The 16,082-nt window shown below is 60.0% G+C and carries 15 protein-coding genes; 8 read left to right on the forward strand and 7 right to left on the reverse strand.

Annotated features, from left to right (window positions below; translation table 11 throughout):
• Positions 1 to 335: 335 nt before the first annotated feature.
• From E1297_RS09890 to E1297_RS09905, 4 genes are all read left to right on the forward strand, one after another.
• Positions 336 to 962 carry an SCO family protein gene (locus tag E1297_RS09890; RefSeq protein WP_155137374.1) on the forward strand — a complete coding sequence of 209 codons (627 nt, stop codon included), beginning with the start codon at positions 336 to 338 and terminating at the stop codon, positions 960 to 962.
• 291 nt (positions 963 to 1,253) lie between these two features.
• Positions 1,254 to 1,991 (forward strand): TlyA family RNA methyltransferase, encoded by a 738-nt coding sequence (locus tag E1297_RS09895; protein WP_155137377.1) that lies wholly within the window; start codon positions 1,254 to 1,256, stop codon positions 1,989 to 1,991.
• A gap of 74 nt (positions 1,992 to 2,065) precedes the next feature.
• Positions 2,066 to 3,298, forward strand: coding sequence for a class I SAM-dependent RNA methyltransferase (locus E1297_RS09900; RefSeq protein WP_155137380.1), 1,233 nt, complete (start codon positions 2,066 to 2,068; stop codon positions 3,296 to 3,298).
• A gap of 3 nt (positions 3,299 to 3,301) precedes the next feature.
• Positions 3,302 to 4,438, forward strand: coding sequence for a class I SAM-dependent methyltransferase (locus E1297_RS09905; protein WP_155137383.1), 1,137 nt, complete (start codon positions 3,302 to 3,304; stop codon positions 4,436 to 4,438).
• Positions 4,439 to 4,610: 172 nt separating this feature from the next.
• Here E1297_RS09905 and E1297_RS09910 read toward each other — a convergent pair whose 3' ends face one another.
• A complete protein-coding gene (locus tag E1297_RS09910; RefSeq protein ID WP_155137385.1) occupies positions 4,611 to 5,429 on the reverse strand; it encodes an NAD(P)H-binding protein in 819 nt (272 codons plus the stop codon).
• A 28-nt stretch (positions 5,430 to 5,457) separates the two neighbouring features.
• Between E1297_RS09910 and E1297_RS09915 the strand changes: the two genes are divergently transcribed.
• The 3 genes from E1297_RS09915 (at position 5,458) to E1297_RS09925 (ending at position 8,219) form a co-directional block, all read left to right on the forward strand.
• Positions 5,458 to 6,156 (forward strand): TetR/AcrR family transcriptional regulator, encoded by a 699-nt coding sequence (locus E1297_RS09915; protein WP_196223261.1) that lies wholly within the window; start codon positions 5,458 to 5,460, stop codon positions 6,154 to 6,156.
• A 154-nt stretch (positions 6,157 to 6,310) separates the two neighbouring features.
• Entirely contained in the window at positions 6,311 to 7,630 is a 1,320-nt protein-coding gene (gene ribB, locus E1297_RS09920) for a 3,4-dihydroxy-2-butanone-4-phosphate synthase (protein ID WP_155137391.1), read from the forward strand.
• 19 nt (positions 7,631 to 7,649) lie between these two features.
• Positions 7,650 to 8,219: a hypothetical protein gene (locus tag E1297_RS09925; RefSeq protein ID WP_155137393.1), complete on the forward strand. Its 570-nt coding sequence runs from the start codon at positions 7,650 to 7,652 to the stop codon at positions 8,217 to 8,219.
• A gap of 64 nt (positions 8,220 to 8,283) precedes the next feature.
• On the opposite strand, the gene yghX is transcribed toward E1297_RS09925, so the two are convergent.
• The 5 genes from yghX to fabI form a co-directional block, all read right to left on the reverse strand.
• Positions 8,284 to 9,189 (reverse strand): YghX family hydrolase, encoded by a 906-nt coding sequence (gene yghX, locus E1297_RS09930; protein ID WP_155137396.1) that lies wholly within the window; start codon positions 9,187 to 9,189, stop codon positions 8,284 to 8,286.
• A gap of 107 nt (positions 9,190 to 9,296) precedes the next feature.
• Positions 9,297 to 10,382, reverse strand: coding sequence for a chorismate synthase (gene aroC / locus E1297_RS09935; RefSeq protein ID WP_155137399.1), 1,086 nt, complete (start codon positions 10,380 to 10,382; stop codon positions 9,297 to 9,299).
• Positions 10,383 to 10,492: 110 nt separating this feature from the next.
• Positions 10,493 to 11,740 (reverse strand): DUF3095 family protein, encoded by a 1,248-nt coding sequence (locus tag E1297_RS09940; RefSeq protein ID WP_155137402.1) that lies wholly within the window; start codon positions 11,738 to 11,740, stop codon positions 10,493 to 10,495.
• Between the two features lie 90 nt (positions 11,741 to 11,830).
• Positions 11,831 to 12,478 carry a histidine phosphatase family protein gene (locus E1297_RS09945; protein WP_155137405.1) on the reverse strand — a complete coding sequence of 216 codons (648 nt, stop codon included), beginning with the start codon at positions 12,476 to 12,478 and terminating at the stop codon, positions 11,831 to 11,833.
• Between the two features lie 95 nt (positions 12,479 to 12,573).
• The gene (fabI, locus tag E1297_RS09950) at positions 12,574 to 13,392 is read right to left on the reverse strand and encodes an enoyl-ACP reductase FabI (RefSeq protein WP_155137408.1); all 819 of its coding nucleotides are present in this window, start codon (positions 13,390 to 13,392) and stop codon (positions 12,574 to 12,576) included.
• Positions 13,393 to 13,563: 171 nt separating this feature from the next.
• On the opposite strand from fabI, the gene E1297_RS09955 reads away from it, so the two are divergent.
• Positions 13,564 to 14,976 (forward strand): FAD-binding oxidoreductase, encoded by a 1,413-nt coding sequence (locus E1297_RS09955; protein ID WP_155137411.1) that lies wholly within the window; start codon positions 13,564 to 13,566, stop codon positions 14,974 to 14,976.
• Between the two features lie 79 nt (positions 14,977 to 15,055).
• Here E1297_RS09955 and E1297_RS09960 read toward each other — a convergent pair whose 3' ends face one another.
• Positions 15,056 to 15,940, reverse strand: coding sequence for a methyltransferase domain-containing protein (locus tag E1297_RS09960; protein ID WP_196223262.1), 885 nt, complete (start codon positions 15,938 to 15,940; stop codon positions 15,056 to 15,058).
• Positions 15,941 to 16,082: the final 142 nt, after the last annotated feature.

A 16,082-nucleotide genomic window follows, 5' to 3' on the forward strand; every position in this document is an offset into this window, starting at 1 on the left:
ACTCAATCCCTTATGGCGAACCGGTCCTGGCCGTTGCCTTGTTGCACGTCGCGGCTGAGTCCACCATCCCGGTAAGGAAAAGCGCAGAACCGGGATCGGAGCGCCTCGTAAAATATCAATAAAAGCAGCTCTCCAATCCCGGATAAAATCCTTGCGTTTTTGCCGCATGACAATGTGAGCGGAAAACGTCATCCGGCATGAAGTGAGCCTGCAACCCTTCCGAAAATCGTCACAGTTTGAACAACACAGCACCTTGGAGCTTGCCCAGTATTCCCACGCTGGCAGGAGGACGCTGGCATTGAAGAATCTAACGACGATACAAGGATGGGGATCACATGACCGGATCGGATGTCTTGCGCTTCGGGCGCTGTGCTGCGCTGGCGGCTTTTGCAACGGTATCGGGGATGCTGGCGGATATCGAGCCGGTAAGAGCGGAACAGACAAGCGATGCGCTCACGCCTCAGGCAGGTGCCGGAGGCCCGTTCGAGCTGGTCAATGCCGACGGTGAAACCGTCACGGACAAGGATTATGCCGACAAGCCGAAGGTGGTTTTCTTCGGATACACCTATTGCCCCGACATCTGCCCGCTGACCATGTCCGATGTGCGCATCTGGATGGAAAATCTCGGGCCGGATGCCGACAAGCTGCACTATATCTTTGTCACGGTTGATCCTGAAAGAGACACACCGGATGTTGTCGGCGATTACGCCGCGGCCTTCGACGACCGGATCGAGGCCCTGTCCGGCTCACAGGCTCAGGTGGATGCCGTCGTGGAGACCTTTCAGGCCTACGCGGAAAAAGCTCCGCTTGATGACGGCGGGTACAATGTGCACCACACCGCAGAAGTCCTCCTGATGGACCGCAAGAACCGCCTTGTCGATACGATTGCCTATCAGGAAGAAGAGGACATCGCGGTCTCGCAGCTGCGCCAGCTGATCGATACAGGAAGCCGGTCATTTTGACGTTTTCGAGAAACGGGGGAGCCGTTTTAGCGAAGCGCCCCGCGTCATCGGACTGCTCCGTTTCCTCTGTCATGTCATGACCTGATCCTGGCACCCATATCCTTGTTGCCCCACATGTCCGTGCGCTTGTGTGCTGCAAGGTCTTTCCATGGGACAAATGGTCCGGTGGAGCGCGGACGACAATCGCACAATGTTTGACCGTCGCCGGCCCGGGCCATTCAAATCCCGCGCCAGCCATTGCGGTCGTGATTGCCGCTTTCAAGTTTTCACGGCTTCGCGTATGAGGCGCGCATGTCCAGACAGCGCCTTGACCAATACCTCGTAGATACCGGCCATTTTGAAACCCGGTCCCGTGCCCGCGACGCCATTTTGCGCGGGACGATCCGGGTCAATGGAACCCTTGCCGACAAACCGTCGGCAAAGATCCAGCCGGACGCCACCATCCGGATCGAGGATCCGGCGGCCCGGTATGTGTCACGGGCGGCCTTGAAATTGCTGGCCGGCCTCGACGCTTTCGGGATCGATCCCGAAAACCGGATCTGTCTCGATATCGGCGCGTCCACCGGCGGCTTCACGCAGGTGCTGCTTGAGCGCGGCGCGCAAAAAGTCCACGCCATTGATGTGGGCCATGGCCAGTTGCACGCGTCACTTGCATCTGATCCCCGGTTGGTCCGGCAAGACGGATTGAATGCGCGCGATCTCACAGCCGCAAACCTCGATCAGGACGCCCCGGCACTCCTTGTGTCCGATGTCAGTTTTATCTCGCTGACACTTGCCCTCCCGCCAGCCCTTGCGCTTGCAGCCCCGGGCGCCGAAGGGGTTTTTCTGGTCAAGCCCCAGTTCGAGGCCGGACGGGACAAGATCGGCAAGGGCGGTCTGGTCGACCCGGAGGTGGCCCGGGAAACCGCCAACCGCTTGCGCGACTGGCTGGCCGGTATGGTCGGTTGGCAGGCGGGCGGTCTGATCCCCTCTCCGGTCAAGGGCGGAGATGGCAATCTCGAGTGGTTGCTGTTCGGCAAGAAGGCGTGAGCCCATCAACAAAGCCGCGCGTTTGAGCGTCTGGTTGCTTGCGCTTTCGCCTGCACAGGGCTATCGCTCGCCCGATGACACAGACAGATCTTCTTATCTCCCGCCTGGGCCACCGCGGCGATGGAATTGCCGACACGGACAAGGGCCCAATCTACGTGGCCGGTGTCCTGCCTGGCGAGCGCGTGCGCGCCGAAGTGACCGGCGACCGGGCCAGGACCTTCGAGCTCATTGAGCAAAGCCCTGATCGCATTGACCCGACCTGCCGCCACTTCGGAACTTGTGGCGGATGTGCGGGTCAGCATCTGGACGAGGCCGCCTATCTCGACTGGAAACGCGAGCAGGTCACGCGTGCCCTGAACGACCGGGGCATCGACTTTCCGGTGGCCGAGGTTCTTGCCGGTGCACCGGGCAGCCGCCGCCGGGCGGTGCTGACGGCCACCCGTGCCGGACGCGCCATCGTCCTGGGCTATCATGAAAAGGCGAGCCACCGGCTGGTCGACATTGCCGAATGTCCGGTTCTCGACCCGTCGATTGTTGCAGCCCTGTCCGGTCTGCGCCGTCTGTCCGCGCAAGTGGCACCGCGCAAGGGCGACTTGCGGATCACGGTTCTGAAAACGAAGTCCGGGCTCGACGTGGCGCTCGACCAGGCCGACAAGGGCTATGACCGGAAGATACCGGCGCTGTCACAAATGGCCGTCGAGATGGATCTGGCCCGCCTCTCCGTCAACGGCGAAACCATTCTGGAAATCCGCCCCCCCATGATCGACATGGCAGGCGTCGGGGTTGTGCCGCCGGCAGGCGGCTTTGCCCAGGCAACCGAACAGGCCGAAATCCAGCTGAGCGATCTGGTGCTGAACGGTATCGGCAAGGCAAAACGGGTCGCCGACCTGTTCTGCGGCGCCGGCACCTTTACCCTGCGGATCGCGCGCCGCGCCTCGGTTCATGCGGTTGAAGGCGAGGCAGCGGCCCTGAAGGCGCTCGACAAGGCCTTGCGTGTGCCCAACGGCCTGAAAAAAGTCACCCACGAGCGCCGGGACCTGTCTCGCCGCCCGCTGGTCAAGCATGAGCTGGAACCGTTTGATGCGGTGGTGTTCGATCCGCCGCGCGCCGGGGCGCAGGCTCAGGCCGAAGCCCTTGCGGCAAGCAAGGTCAAGACACTGGTGGCCGTCTCCTGCAATCCGGCAACACTTGCGCGTGATCTCCGGATCCTGATTGACGGCGGCTATGCGCTGCAATCGGTCACACCCGTGGACCAGTTCCTGTATTCGCCCCATATTGAAAGCGTGGCGGTTCTCAAGCGGGAGTAAGGGATGGAACAGGCGCAGCGCAGTCGTGAGAAGACAACACCCGGCGCAGGGTTTGGTCCTCCAACCCTGAAGCGCCTGACAACACGCACCCGGTATGCGGTCCAGCAAACCAGCCGGGTCGCGCTCTACAAGCTTCACTATGAAGCGATGCGGCGGATGAACCTGCGGCTGGCAAAAGACCTGCCGCAATCCGAAACGCCGGTTCCGGACGGGCCGGTTCCCGGTCCGCGCCGCATGCTTGAGGATATCGCCCAGCTGTTTGCGCAAGACCTCAAGTCGGTCGAGGCGGGGCATTATCCCATGCCCCGGGACGGGACCATGACCCCGCGCGCCCTGCTCGCAACCAGCCTGGCGTTTTTCAGGGATGTCCCCAAGGTTGCCCGGCGCCGGGCGGAAGATGCGCATCAGGAAGTCAATGAGGACCGGGAAGGGTTTGCAGGATCCCTTCCCCGCTACTACCGGCAGAACTTTCATTTCCAGACCGATGGCTGGCTGTCTGAAGAAAGCGCCCGGATCTATGATTTTCAGGTGGATGTGCTGTTTTCCGGGGCAACGGGCGCCATGCGCAGAAGGGCCCTCCTGCCGCTTTCGGAGCTGGTCAAGCGGCAGGATCAGCGGACGATCCGGTATGTCGATCTGGCCTGCGGCACCGGTGGCCTGCTGGGACCTGCCCTTTCGGCCTTCCCGCGCCTGAAAGTAATTGGCGTTGATCTTTCCGAGCCTTATCTCGGGTTTGCCCGGCAAAGGCTACGCACACCGCGCGCCAGCTTTGTGACAGCAGCCGCCGAAAATCTTCCCTTCGACGACAACAGCATTGACGTCATCTCCTGCGTTTTCCTGTTTCATGAATTGCCGCCGAAGATCCGCCGTCTGGCGTTCTCGGAAGTCGCCCGCGTTCTCAAGCCCGGCGGGATGTTCCTTTTTGTCGACAGTCTTCAAACAGGCGACGTCCCGGACTATGACGGCCTCTTGAGCCTGTTCCCGCAGCTGTTCCACGAACCCTACTACACGTCCTATCTGACCGAGGATTTTGCCGCCATCGGCCATGATACCGGCTTGCGGCAAGTCTCCGCCGAGCCGGCCTTCGTCTCCCGTGTTGTCCGGTTCGTCAAAGATCCAGACCTGACCGCTGCCGCGTGACCAGCTTTCCGGGCATGTCGAAACAAGATGCCGCATAGGGACCAAGAGATCTGTACCAAACAAGGTAGTACGCGCGTCTTCTGACGGATTCGAAACACCCTTCTTGAAACGTGAAAAGCGCCCACCGAGTGGGCGCTCAAACAGGTTGTCGAATGGCTTTTGAAGCGCCGCGTTACTGCCAGCATCCGGCCGAATGAGCCGCTTGTGCGAACTCAAGGAAGGAGCGCGGCTGGCGCCCTAGGGCGCGCTGCAGGCCGTCAGACGGGCTGGCGTTCTTGCCATCAAGAATTTCAGACACAAGGGTGGCCACAAATTCGGCGTCGGTTTCACCGAAACCTGCAGCAACAAGCGTTTCTTCGAATGCCTTTGGCGTAATCGTCTTGTAGGTCAGCGCGCGTCCGGTAACATCCGCAATCCGGGCGACCGCTTCCTCAAATGTCAGCAAATCGGAACCGGTGATTTCATAAACCTGACCGGTGTGCCCGTCTTCCAGCAAAGCTGCGACGGCGACATCAGCGACATCGTCAAGGTCGACCCACGGTTCCTTCGCACCGGAATCAGGCGCCGAGACCTCACCTTCAAGCACGCTTTCCAGAAATCCGCCTTCGCTGAAATTCTGCATGAACCAGCTGGGTTGAAGGATCGTCCATTCCAGCGCGGACGCCTTGACGATCTGTTCGCAGGCCTGGGCACGCGGTTCGTTGCGCTGAGACAGCAATACGAGACGTTTGAGACCAGCCCCCTCCGCAGCCTTGACGAAGCCGGCGATGACATCTTGCGCAGACGGTACGGCAAGGTCCGGCATGTAGGTCACATAGGCCGAGGTCATGCCTTCAAGCGCTGCCGCCCAAGTCGCCGGGGCCTCCCAATCAAACGGGATGCCGCTGCCTCGGGTGCCATGCCGCACCGCCAGACCACGCGCTTCCAGCCGTCGAGCCACACGCTTTCCAGTCTTGCCAGTCGCGCCAATAACGAGAATTTCGGGTTTCATAGGTTGTCCAACTTCAAGTTTAGGTCACTTGACCAACAATAGGTCGATTGACCTAAACAATCAATCCCATATTGTGGATTTCGTTTTTCAGCCGATAAAAGACTCCCGGGATACCGCAGAAATAATCGAGGAGGATCAGATCATTAGCACCACACAACGCTCCCCAAAGGAATTGCGGATCCTCGATTGCGCCCTCAAGCTTCTGATCGAGACCGGGGATGCCGGTCTGACATTGCGCAAGCTCGCGGAAAGCGCGGACATGCGCCTCAGCAATGTTCAATACTATTTCAGATCCCGGGATGACCTTCTGGCTGCGATGGTGGCGCGCTACTTTTCAGAATGCACTGCGCAGATGGTGCAGCTGATGCGGCAAAGTCAGGCCCGGACCCTCCGCGACCGTGTCTATTTCTTTATCCGCGCAGGGCTCGTGCACGGCGATGAACTCAGCGACATGTGCCGGGCCTTCCGGGAGATCTGGGCAATTTCCAGCCGGAATGACGTCATCGACCAATGCTTGATGGGGTACTATCGAAGCGTTGCGGATGTGCTGGCGGAATTTGTTATTGGCGGAGAAACCGGCACGAAAAGTGCCGACAGGCTGATGACGCTGCTGGTGCCCTATTTCGAAGGCTATTCGATCACGGCGCGATCGCTGCCGCTTGACGCCGGCGCGGCTGCAACCATGTTGACGGAACTGGCGCTCTCCGTTCTGGATGCCGACGCCTGATGGTTGCGCGGGTTTTGGTACGCGTTGCGGCACCGTATGGCCGCGACGGCTTATACCGGCCAAGTCAAACCGAAGTTCGACCTATTTTCAGTGATACTGAAAATTCATCAACTTTTCTCTTGTGCCTGAAAAGCGCCTCGCTTACATCTTCGGCATGAGACTGGATCAATGGTTATCACAACAAGGCGAAAGCCGGAGCGCCTTTGCGCGGCGGGCGGACCTGTCGCCTGCATCGGTCACCGCACTTTGCAACGATCCGAATGTTTGGGTGTCGCGCGACATGGCACGCAAGATCGCCATCGCGACCAACGGCGCGGTCACGCCCAATGACTTTCTAGGCCTTTCTACCACCAAGGAGCATCCCGTGACCCAAGCCCGTGTCGCAGAAGCCATCCGCGCCTTTGAACGCGGCGAAATCGTTGTCGTCACAGATGATGACGACCGCGAAAACGAAGGCGATCTGATTGTTGCCGCCTCGAAGGTCACGCCGGAGCAAATGGCCTTCATGGTGCGTCACACCTCTGGCATCATCTGCGCCCCGATGACGGTTCAAGGGGCAAGACGCCTGCGGCTCGACCCGATGGTTTCGCAAAATGACGCCCCGCTTGCCACCGCCTTCACCATTTCCGTCGATTACCGGCACGGGCTGACAACCGGCATCTCCGCAGAAGAACGCTGCTCGACCGTGCGCGCGCTTGCAAACAACAATGCGTCGGCTGACGATTTTGTCCGTCCGGGTCACATTTTCCCGCTGGTCGCCAAGGAAGGCGGCGTTTTGATGCGCTCCGGCCACACCGAGGCCGCGGTCGATTTGTGCCGCCTCGCTGGCCTTGAGGAAGTCGGCGTTATCAGCGAGCTGGTCAATGACGACGGCACGGTGAAACGCGGTGCTCAGGTTGCCGAATTTGCGGCGGATCACAACCTGAAAATGGTCTCGGTCGCCGACCTGATTGCCTGGCGCCAGCGCACCGAGCGGCTGATCGAACGTATCAACGAACAACCGATCGAGACGATCGTGGGTCCGGCCTACGCCATGACCTACTCAACCCCCTACGATCCGATGCATCATGTTGCGATCGTCTACGGCGACATTCTCGACGGGCGCAGCGTGCCGGTGCGGCTGCAGCTGGAATCCGTGCTTGATGACGTCTTCGGCAAGACGCAGCCGCTGGACACGACCATGCAACACTTTGCAGATCGCGGCCGCGGTGTCATTGTCTATCTCCGGGAGGGGTCGGTCGGGGTTGCACGCCAGTCCATACGCCCCAGATCCGATTTTGAAGCGGCTGACACAGAGGAACACAGCTCCGCGCAAGCTCGGCAGGAACAATGGAGGGAAGTGGGACTCGGTGCCCAGATCCTGAAAGACCTCGGCGTCAGCTCGATCCGGCTCTTGGCCTCGCGCGAAAGGCACTATGTCGGCCTCGAAGGATTTGATATCAAGATCGACGAGACTGAAATCATCGACGCATAGATCAAGGATTTTGCCGCACATGCACCCGAAACCGGCCGACCCCTTCGAAGAGGACACGGACAAACGAGCCCCTGTCCCCTTTGCAATCGGATTCGAAAGAGCCAACGGGGAGGCGCTGGTGTATGGCAGCATGGTTCTGGGTGTGATCTTTCTGGGCGTATCCTTTGCGGCGGGCATTCCCCTGCTCGCCATCGCAGCCCTTGTTCCCCTGGGGATTGCCTTCTGGCACTACCCCATGGTGGAGAAGCAGCAGCCCCAGCTTGGGGCGAACGAAGACGGGCTGTTTGTGGAACGCATCGGCTTTATCGGCTGGGGCTCCATCCGGAGCCTCGACATCAAGCGAACCAATGTCCGCAGCATCACGGTCACAACGCTGAACATTCTGCTCAACCGGGGCCTGGACGCATCGGTGACCAAACGCCAGAAGTTCCCGCTCTGGAAGCGCATCATGATACGCAACTGGAAGCTCCACCACCGGGAACACGGCCGGGACATGATTTCCGTCCGCCTGCACACGTTGACGACGCAGCCGGACGAGGTGCTCGACAAGATCATGGCTTTTGAACGGACCCGCCCCCTGACAGGCTGAAAACGGCGGCAGCGGGATCACGCCGCCGCCATTCCGGCATTCAAGGCACTCGCGCCAAACCCGCCTACTTCAGATACTCGTCGAAAAAGGCGATTGTCCTGTCCTCCGCGAGCTTGGCGGCAGCCGCGTCGTAACGCGGTGTCGTATCGTTATGGAAGCCGTGATTGACGCCCGGATACATGTGGGCGGTGTAGTTCACGCCATTTTCCTTCAAGGCAGCTTCATAGGCAGGCCAACCCGCATTGATCCGCTCGTCCAGCTCGGCATATTGCAACATCAGCGGCGCCTTGATGTTGGCGACGTCGGCTGCATCCGGTTGCCGTCCATAGAACGGAACTCCGGCCGCAAGTTCCGGATAGGCGACCGCGATCGCGTTGACCACACCGCCGCCGTAGCAAAAGCCGACGGCTCCAACCTTGCCGGTGCTTTCATCACTGTTGAGCAGATACTCGAAGCCCGCGAAGAAATCATTCATGAGCTTTTCCGGATCAACGGTCCGCTGCAAGGTCCGGCCTTCGTCGTCATTGCCGGGATACCCACCGACAGAGGTCAGCCCGTCGGGCGCCAGGGTCAGGAAACCGGCCTTGGCGAAGCGGCGCGCAACATCCTCGATATACGGGTTCAGACCCCGGTTTTCGTGAATGACCAGAACCGCCGGCAGCTTGCCGGTCGCCCCCGCCGGTTTGACGAGATAGCCGTTCACATCCCCATTGCCATTGGGGGACTGATAGGTGATGCGCTCGGCAACGATCCCCGGGTCGTCGGGCTGGACCTGCTGCGCCAGCGCATAGCTCGGAGACAGCTGATCCAGCAGCATGGCTGCCGTTACCCCGGCAACCGTGAACTTCGCCGCGCCGCTTAAAAACTCGCGCTTGGTGATATGCCCGTGGGCATAATAGTCATAGAGATCCAGGAGTTCTTGGGGAAAGTCCTTCGCCGTCTTGCGGCGAACCGGGGTCATCTCGTTCATGCCAAACACCTCCACATCGGTTTGGACCGGGCATCAACAAGCCCGGCCTCCCAGATACGTAGGAGTCCGATGAGTAGTTTCTACGATTGGCGCGCGTTAAATTTCCATTATCCGACCTGGCCGCGATGCCGCAGAAGGTGATCGGCCAGAACGCAGGCCATCATCGCCTCTCCGACCGGCACGGCGCGGATCCCCACGCAAGGGTCATGACGGCCCTTGGTCATCACGTCGACTTCCGTTCCGGAGCGGGTGATCGACTTGCGCTCGGTCAGGATTGAGGAGGTCGGCTTGACCGCAAAACGAACCACGAGCGGTTCGCCGTTGGAAATGCCGCCAAGCACGCCGCCTGCGTGGTTGGACAGGAACACCGGTTCGCCGTCAGAACCAATCCGGATCTCGTCCGCATTGTCCTCGCCCGACAAGCGGGCCGCCTCGAAGCCGTTGCCGATCTCGACGCCCTTGACCGCATTGATCGACATCATCGCAGCCGTCAGGTCCGTGTCGAGCTTGCCGTATATCGGCGCTCCGAGCCCGACCGGCACACCTTGCGCGACCACCTCGATCACGGCGCCGACCGAGGAACCGGCCTTGCGGATGCCGTCAAGATAATCCGCCCATTTGGCCGCAGCCTCCGGGTCCGGCGAAAAGAACGGGTTCTGGTCCACCTGCGCCCAGTCCCAATTGCCGCGATCAATCCTGTGTTCGCCGATCTGCACCAATGCACCGCGAATGGTGACGCCCGAGAGAACCTTGCGTGCAACCGCCCCGGCTGCCACGCGCATGGCCGTTTCACGGGCGGACGACCGCCCGCCACCGCGATAATCGCGAATGCCGTACTTGCGGTCATAGGTGAAGTCGGCGTGGCCCGGCCGGAACCGTTCCTTGATCTCGGAATAGTCCTTGGAGCGCTGGTCGGTGTTTTCGACCATCAGGGAAATCGGCGTTCCGGTCGTCTTTTGAACGCCGTCTTCATCCACCATGACGCCAGACAGGATTTTCACTTCGTCCGGCTCGCGCCGCTGGGTGGTGAAACGCGACTGGCCCGGCTTGCGCTTGTCCATGAACCACTGAATGTCCGTCTCGGTCAGCGGGATCAGGGGCGGACACCCGTCAACCACACAGCCAATGGCCGGTCCGTGGCTTTCCCCCCAGGTGGTGACGCGGAACAGGTGGCCGAAGGTGTTGTGCGACATGGTTGTTCTTTTCCAAGGAGCGCTGACGGGACAATCTGTGAGCGGTCACCGCAGATGCGGAAACACGCTCGAAACAAGGCCGCCAGCGATACGGCATTGTGCATAAAAGCTCAAGGCCGCGCAGCAGCCGAAGCGTCCGGTTCGGCATCGGGGAGGAACGGCGGGCCCGCAGGGTCTGCCGCTCTGTTTCCCGCCCGCGCAACCGGCCGCAACCGGGTTTGCAGATCGGCGGCAGCAGCCGCAAATCCGCCATCCGCCCCATCGACAAAGTGAATATGCTGGCTCTGGGCCAGATCCGTCACAAAACAGGTCATCAGTGCGCTCGGGGACTCATGCAGTCCGTAGACCAGATCTCCCGACCGGCACGCCGTTTCAAGATAGTGCTTCAAACCCGCAATCTGGCTCTCCGACAGATCCAGCACCATTCTGAGGGAGTCGTCCAGCTTGCGGTGATCGGTATTACGGCTGATTTCGGCAAGATAGGGTTTGGGCCGGAACGGACCCACCCGCAGCTTCGTGACATAGCCCCAGACGAATGCCGCACACTCCAGAAGAGCGCGCAACCGGTAGGCCAAGCGTCCGGATATCCGGCCTTTGAGTTGAACCTCAGTGTCAAGAGAACTTGGGGGAAACCGGAACCGGAGATTTTTCGATGTCACGATACGGTTCGCCGCCGCCTCGGAAACCGGGTTGAAGCCGATCGCTTCCGTCATTCCGGTGACGATACGCGGCAACAGTCCCTCCTGCCCGGGCCTGACGATCAGAGCCAGCATTTTTCCGTTCAGCGACGGGATCGGCTCCCACCGGCAGGACAGCCCGTCCAGCATGGGAAATTCGGCTTGATCCGAGGGGACCGTGTAGGCCTTCACCGCCTCTTCATCCTTCAGGATCCGCTCGGCAAGCTCGATCCCGTTGCCGATTGCCATCGCCAGATAATTTCCGGGCGACAACTCGAACTTTCGCAGCTTGATGTCCGTGCCGCGCGCGCGGAGATCGGTGACCGGAATGGCGGCAACGCGCAGATCAAGACCGGCATCCTCCCGGGCAAGCATGGCTACCCCGGCAAGGGCCTCACGCCCGGCGTCCTGTTGGCTCTTCGGCACAAGCACAATCGCGCCATCGCCACCGAATACAAACGGGATCTCTTCCCGGCCAAGCTTGTTAAGCACGGCGGATATCACCGCAGCCCCGACAAGATTGACGTCCTTGTACCGGCCTTGCGCGATCGCGTCGCGCGACCTGACAATGTCGGCAGCCAGAACCACCCAGTCATCGGGAACGGGTTGGTATCCTTCAAATTCCCCGATCCCGGAGAAATCATTGAAACTGATCAGGTCTCGGTAAAAGTGGTCGTTCATGGCCAAACCTCATAAAGGCAATGGCCTGGATACGATCCACGGAATTGCAAGGATGCACAGTTTTGAGATCACTTCGCCGTGTTGACGATGTCAGATCCACGACATCGAAGTGTCTTGCCACAAGAAAACGCGGTCCTGCGGCACGTCGAGCCGGGGCACATCCCTTTTCGGCAAGCCCTGCAGCAATCCGTTGACTGCCCGGAATACGCCGCCATGGGCCACGACGACGGTCGGCCGGTCGACGGTCACCAGCCACTTGCCAATCCGCTCAGACAGCATGGCATAGCTTTCCCCTCCCCCGGGTGGCACGAAAGCCCACTTGTCGCGGCGCCGTTCCTCGACCAGGTCCGGAACGACTTCGGCCAGTTCCGGGATGGTGGACCCTTCCCAAGACCCGAAAGTCAGTTCCCTCAGCTGGTCGTCCAGCTCATAACCCGAGGGATCAAGGTCCATGTTCTCGCGCACCAGCGCCATGGTCTCCCGCGTCCGGTCCATGGGCGACGCCACAAACCGGAACTGATTGACAGAGCACCCATGGTTCTCGAAAAAGGCTTTCAACCGGCGGCCGTTGCCCCGTGCCTGCTCTCTGCCTGTTTCGTTGAGCGGAATGTCCTTTTGCCCTTGCATACGCCCTTCCGCATTCCAGTCGGTCTGGCCGTGGCGGATAAAGATCAGGCAGTTGGGGTCATGCAGGCGCGGCAGGTTTTCCGCAGTCTCGGTATCCAATTCCAGCGTCATATTCCATTCCGTCGGTTCAGTTCCAGTCCCTGCCCTCTAGTTAGAAAGTTCAGAGCGGATTTCAAAAAAATGGCCGGGAAACCCGGCCACACTGATCAGTCCTTGACGACGGAAATGTCTGGTGCATCGACCGCTTTCATGCCGACGATATTGTAACCGCAATCGACATGCTGGATTTCGCCGGTGACACCGCGCCCAAGGTCGGACAAAAGAAACAAGGCGCTGTCGCCAACTTCCTCGATCGTCACAGACCGGCGCAAAGGAGCGTTGTATTCGTTCCACTTCAGGATATAGCGGAAGTCGCCGATGCCGGATGCCGCGAGCGTCTTGATCGGGCCTGCGGAAATGGCATTGACGCGGATGTTCTGCGGCCCGAGATCCATGGCCAGATACTTGACACTGGTTTCCAGAGCCGCCTTGGCAACACCCATCACATTATAATGCGGCATGACCTTTTCGGCGCCGTAGTACGTCAGCGTGAGGATCGAGCCGCCATCGCTCATCAGCTTTTCCGCCCGCTGCGTGACCGCCGTCAGCGAATAGCAGGAAATGTCCATCGTCCGCGCGAAATTGCCGGAGGACGTGTCAACGAACCGGCCGGTCAGCTCGTCCTTGTCGGAGAAGGCAACGGCGTGAACCACAAAGTCCAACTTGCCCCATTTTTCTTCAAGGTTCTTGAAGACGGCGTCGATACTGGCGGGATCCGTGACGTCGCAATGACCGGCAACATGCGCACCAAGCTGATCTGCCAGAGGCTCGACCCGCTTTTTCAGGGCATCGCCCTGATAGGTCAGCGCCAGTTCGGCACCTGCATCGGTGACGGCTTTCGCAATTCCCCACGCGATAGATCTGTTGTTCGCAACGCCCATGATCAGGCCGCGTTTGCCACTCATCAATCCACGCGTTTTCGCCATCGTCATCTCCAAAAGGAATCCAGTACTCTTGCCACCACGGGCGGAGTTCCTATGGCACAGCCCCCCGGTTCCTTCAAGACACACCGACACGGAAACAGCCGTCGACGCAGACGTTTCAAACCACTATGTTACCGCGCGAATTCACCAGCCACGTTACGAGGTTCTGCGCTCATGGAGCGATCCCAGCACGCCGAACGCCTTGCCGACCTGATCGGCCCGGCGAATGTTCTGACCAATGACGAGGACAAAGCCCCCTACCTTGTCGAATGGCGCGACCTGTATCAGGGCGTGACACCGATGGTGTTGCGGCCCGGAACGACCGAGGAAGTCAGCGCCGTGATGACCTATGCCTATGAGCATGGCCTGCAGATTGTTCCGCAGGGGGGCAACACCGGTCTCGTCGGCGGCCAGATTCCGGCAGAAAACGGGGCTGAAATCGTCTTGTCGCTCGGCAGGATGAACAAGGTTCGAAATGTCGATCCGGTGGGTTTTACCATCACTGTCGAAAGCGGCGTGATCCTCGAAACACTGCATCAGGAAGCTGAAAAGGCCGACCGTCTGTTCCCCCTGTCGCTTGGCGCGCAAGGCTCCTGCCAGATCGGCGGCAACATCTCCACCAATGCCGGCGGTACAGCGGTACTCGCTTACGGCAACACCCGCGACCTCGTTCTCGGGCTTGAGGTGGTGCTGCCGAACGGCGACATCTGGAACGGTCTCAGGACCCTTCGCAAGGACAATACCGGTTATGATTTGAAACAATTATTTATCGGTGCGGAAGGCACGCTGGGGATAATTACGGCGGCCTCCTTGAAGCTGTTTCCGAAGCCGAAAAAACTTGAAGCTGCATTCGTCGGCATCGAAACCCCGCAGGCAGCACTCCGGTTGTTTTCAACCGCCAAGGCAAAGGCCGGCCCGGTTCTCACCGGCTTTGAATTGATGCCCCGCGTCGGTGTCGAATTCTGCCTGAGCCACCTTGACGGCGCGCGTGACCCGTTAAGCGCCCCGCATGACTGGTACGTGCTGATGGAGCTGTCGAGCGGCTCGGAAGCCTTCCCGATCCGGGACCTTCTGGAGGAGATCCTCGGAGAAGCCTTTGAGGAAGGCTTTGTCAGCGACGCCGCCCTTGCCGAAAACCTGACACAGGTTCAGGACTTCTGGCACATCCGCCACGGCATGTCAGAGGTGCAGAAAGCCGAAGGCGGCTCGATCAAACATGATGTTTCCGTGCCCGTTGCCTCGATCCCGGACTTTCTCGACAAGGCAATGTCAGCGGTGTCCGAATTCGTGCCCGGCTGCCGCCCCGTTCCCTTTGGCCATCTCGGCGACGGCAACATTCATTTCAATGTCAGCCAGCCTGTCGGTGCCGACAAGGCGGACTATCTCGCCAAGTGGGATGCGATGAACGAAATCGTCCATGGCATTGTGCATGACTTTCACGGCTCGATTTCCGCCGAGCACGGCATTGGCCGGTTGAAGCGGGATCTGCTGAAGACGGTCAAGAGCGAGCTGGAACTCGACATGATGAAGCGGATCAAGGACGCCTTCGATCCAAAGGGACTTTTGAACCCGCACCGCGTGCTCTAAAGACGGGCCTCATCGACAGCCCATACAGCATTCGATGGAAGCCCGGGGCAAGACATGGCCCCAGGCTTTTCCTGTGATGTCAGGCTGCTGCTGAAAGCTGCGCAATCACCAGGTGGCCGGGCACCGGCTCGCCATCTTCGAGGCGCACCGTGATCGGATCGGCCACCAGCGTCTTGAAACCGTGTGTCCGAAGCAACTGCTCAAGATAATCGAGCCGGTGCGCAAACCGTTTTTTGGCACCGACAACAAAGGACGGACCGGCCTCGCCACTAGCTGTCAGGCTCTCGGTTGAAAACGCGAAATAGCCGTTCGGATTGAGCCGTGCAGCCGCACCGCTTACCATGGCTCCGGCATCGCCCAGATAGGGAAAGACATCCGTTGCGGCAATGAAGCTGTAGCTCGGGACAGTGCCGTCGTCCTCTTCGAACTCCTGAAGAAACGCAACCGCCTCCCCCACATAGAGATCGTCATAGACCTCCCGGTCGAACGCATGCTCGACAATTTTCTCCGACAGGTCGACGCCGGTCAACTGATCCGCGCAATCGGCAAAGGCCACGCCGGTCAGCCCCGTTCCGCAGCCAAGATCCAGCAGACTTTCAAAGGGCCCAAGCCCGAGCTGGCGTATTTTTTCGCGCAAAAGCAACGGCACGCAATAGCCAAGCTGCTCCACCAGAATGTCGTCGAAAACATCCGCATGCTGATCAAACAGGGTCGCGACATAGGCGTCGGGCATCTTTTCCGGCGTTGGAACCCGTCCGAGGGCTGCCAATCTGATGCCGACGCCGGCGGGATCGGACGGATCCAGCGCGAGGACCTTGCGGTATTCCCGTTCCGCGCCTTCAATGTCGCCGGCCTTTTCAAGATCCAGTCCGAGATTGTAGGCATCGGCCAGGGCGTCGTCGTCGATTTCAGTCACATTCAAACTCCGGAACGGGCTTGTGGGTCTGGCGCCCTCAACAGTCATCCGCGAACAAATCGAACCAACGGGTGGTTTCTGAGCTCCCGGCAAAACCCCTGTTTGCGAACGTCATAAGGGATTGAGTGTCAAGGGTCCAAGACCACGGAGCGGCGCATTCGCGCCCTTGACACTCAATCCCTTATGCCAG

It is taken from the genome of Roseibium sp. RKSG952, assembly GCF_009711355.1.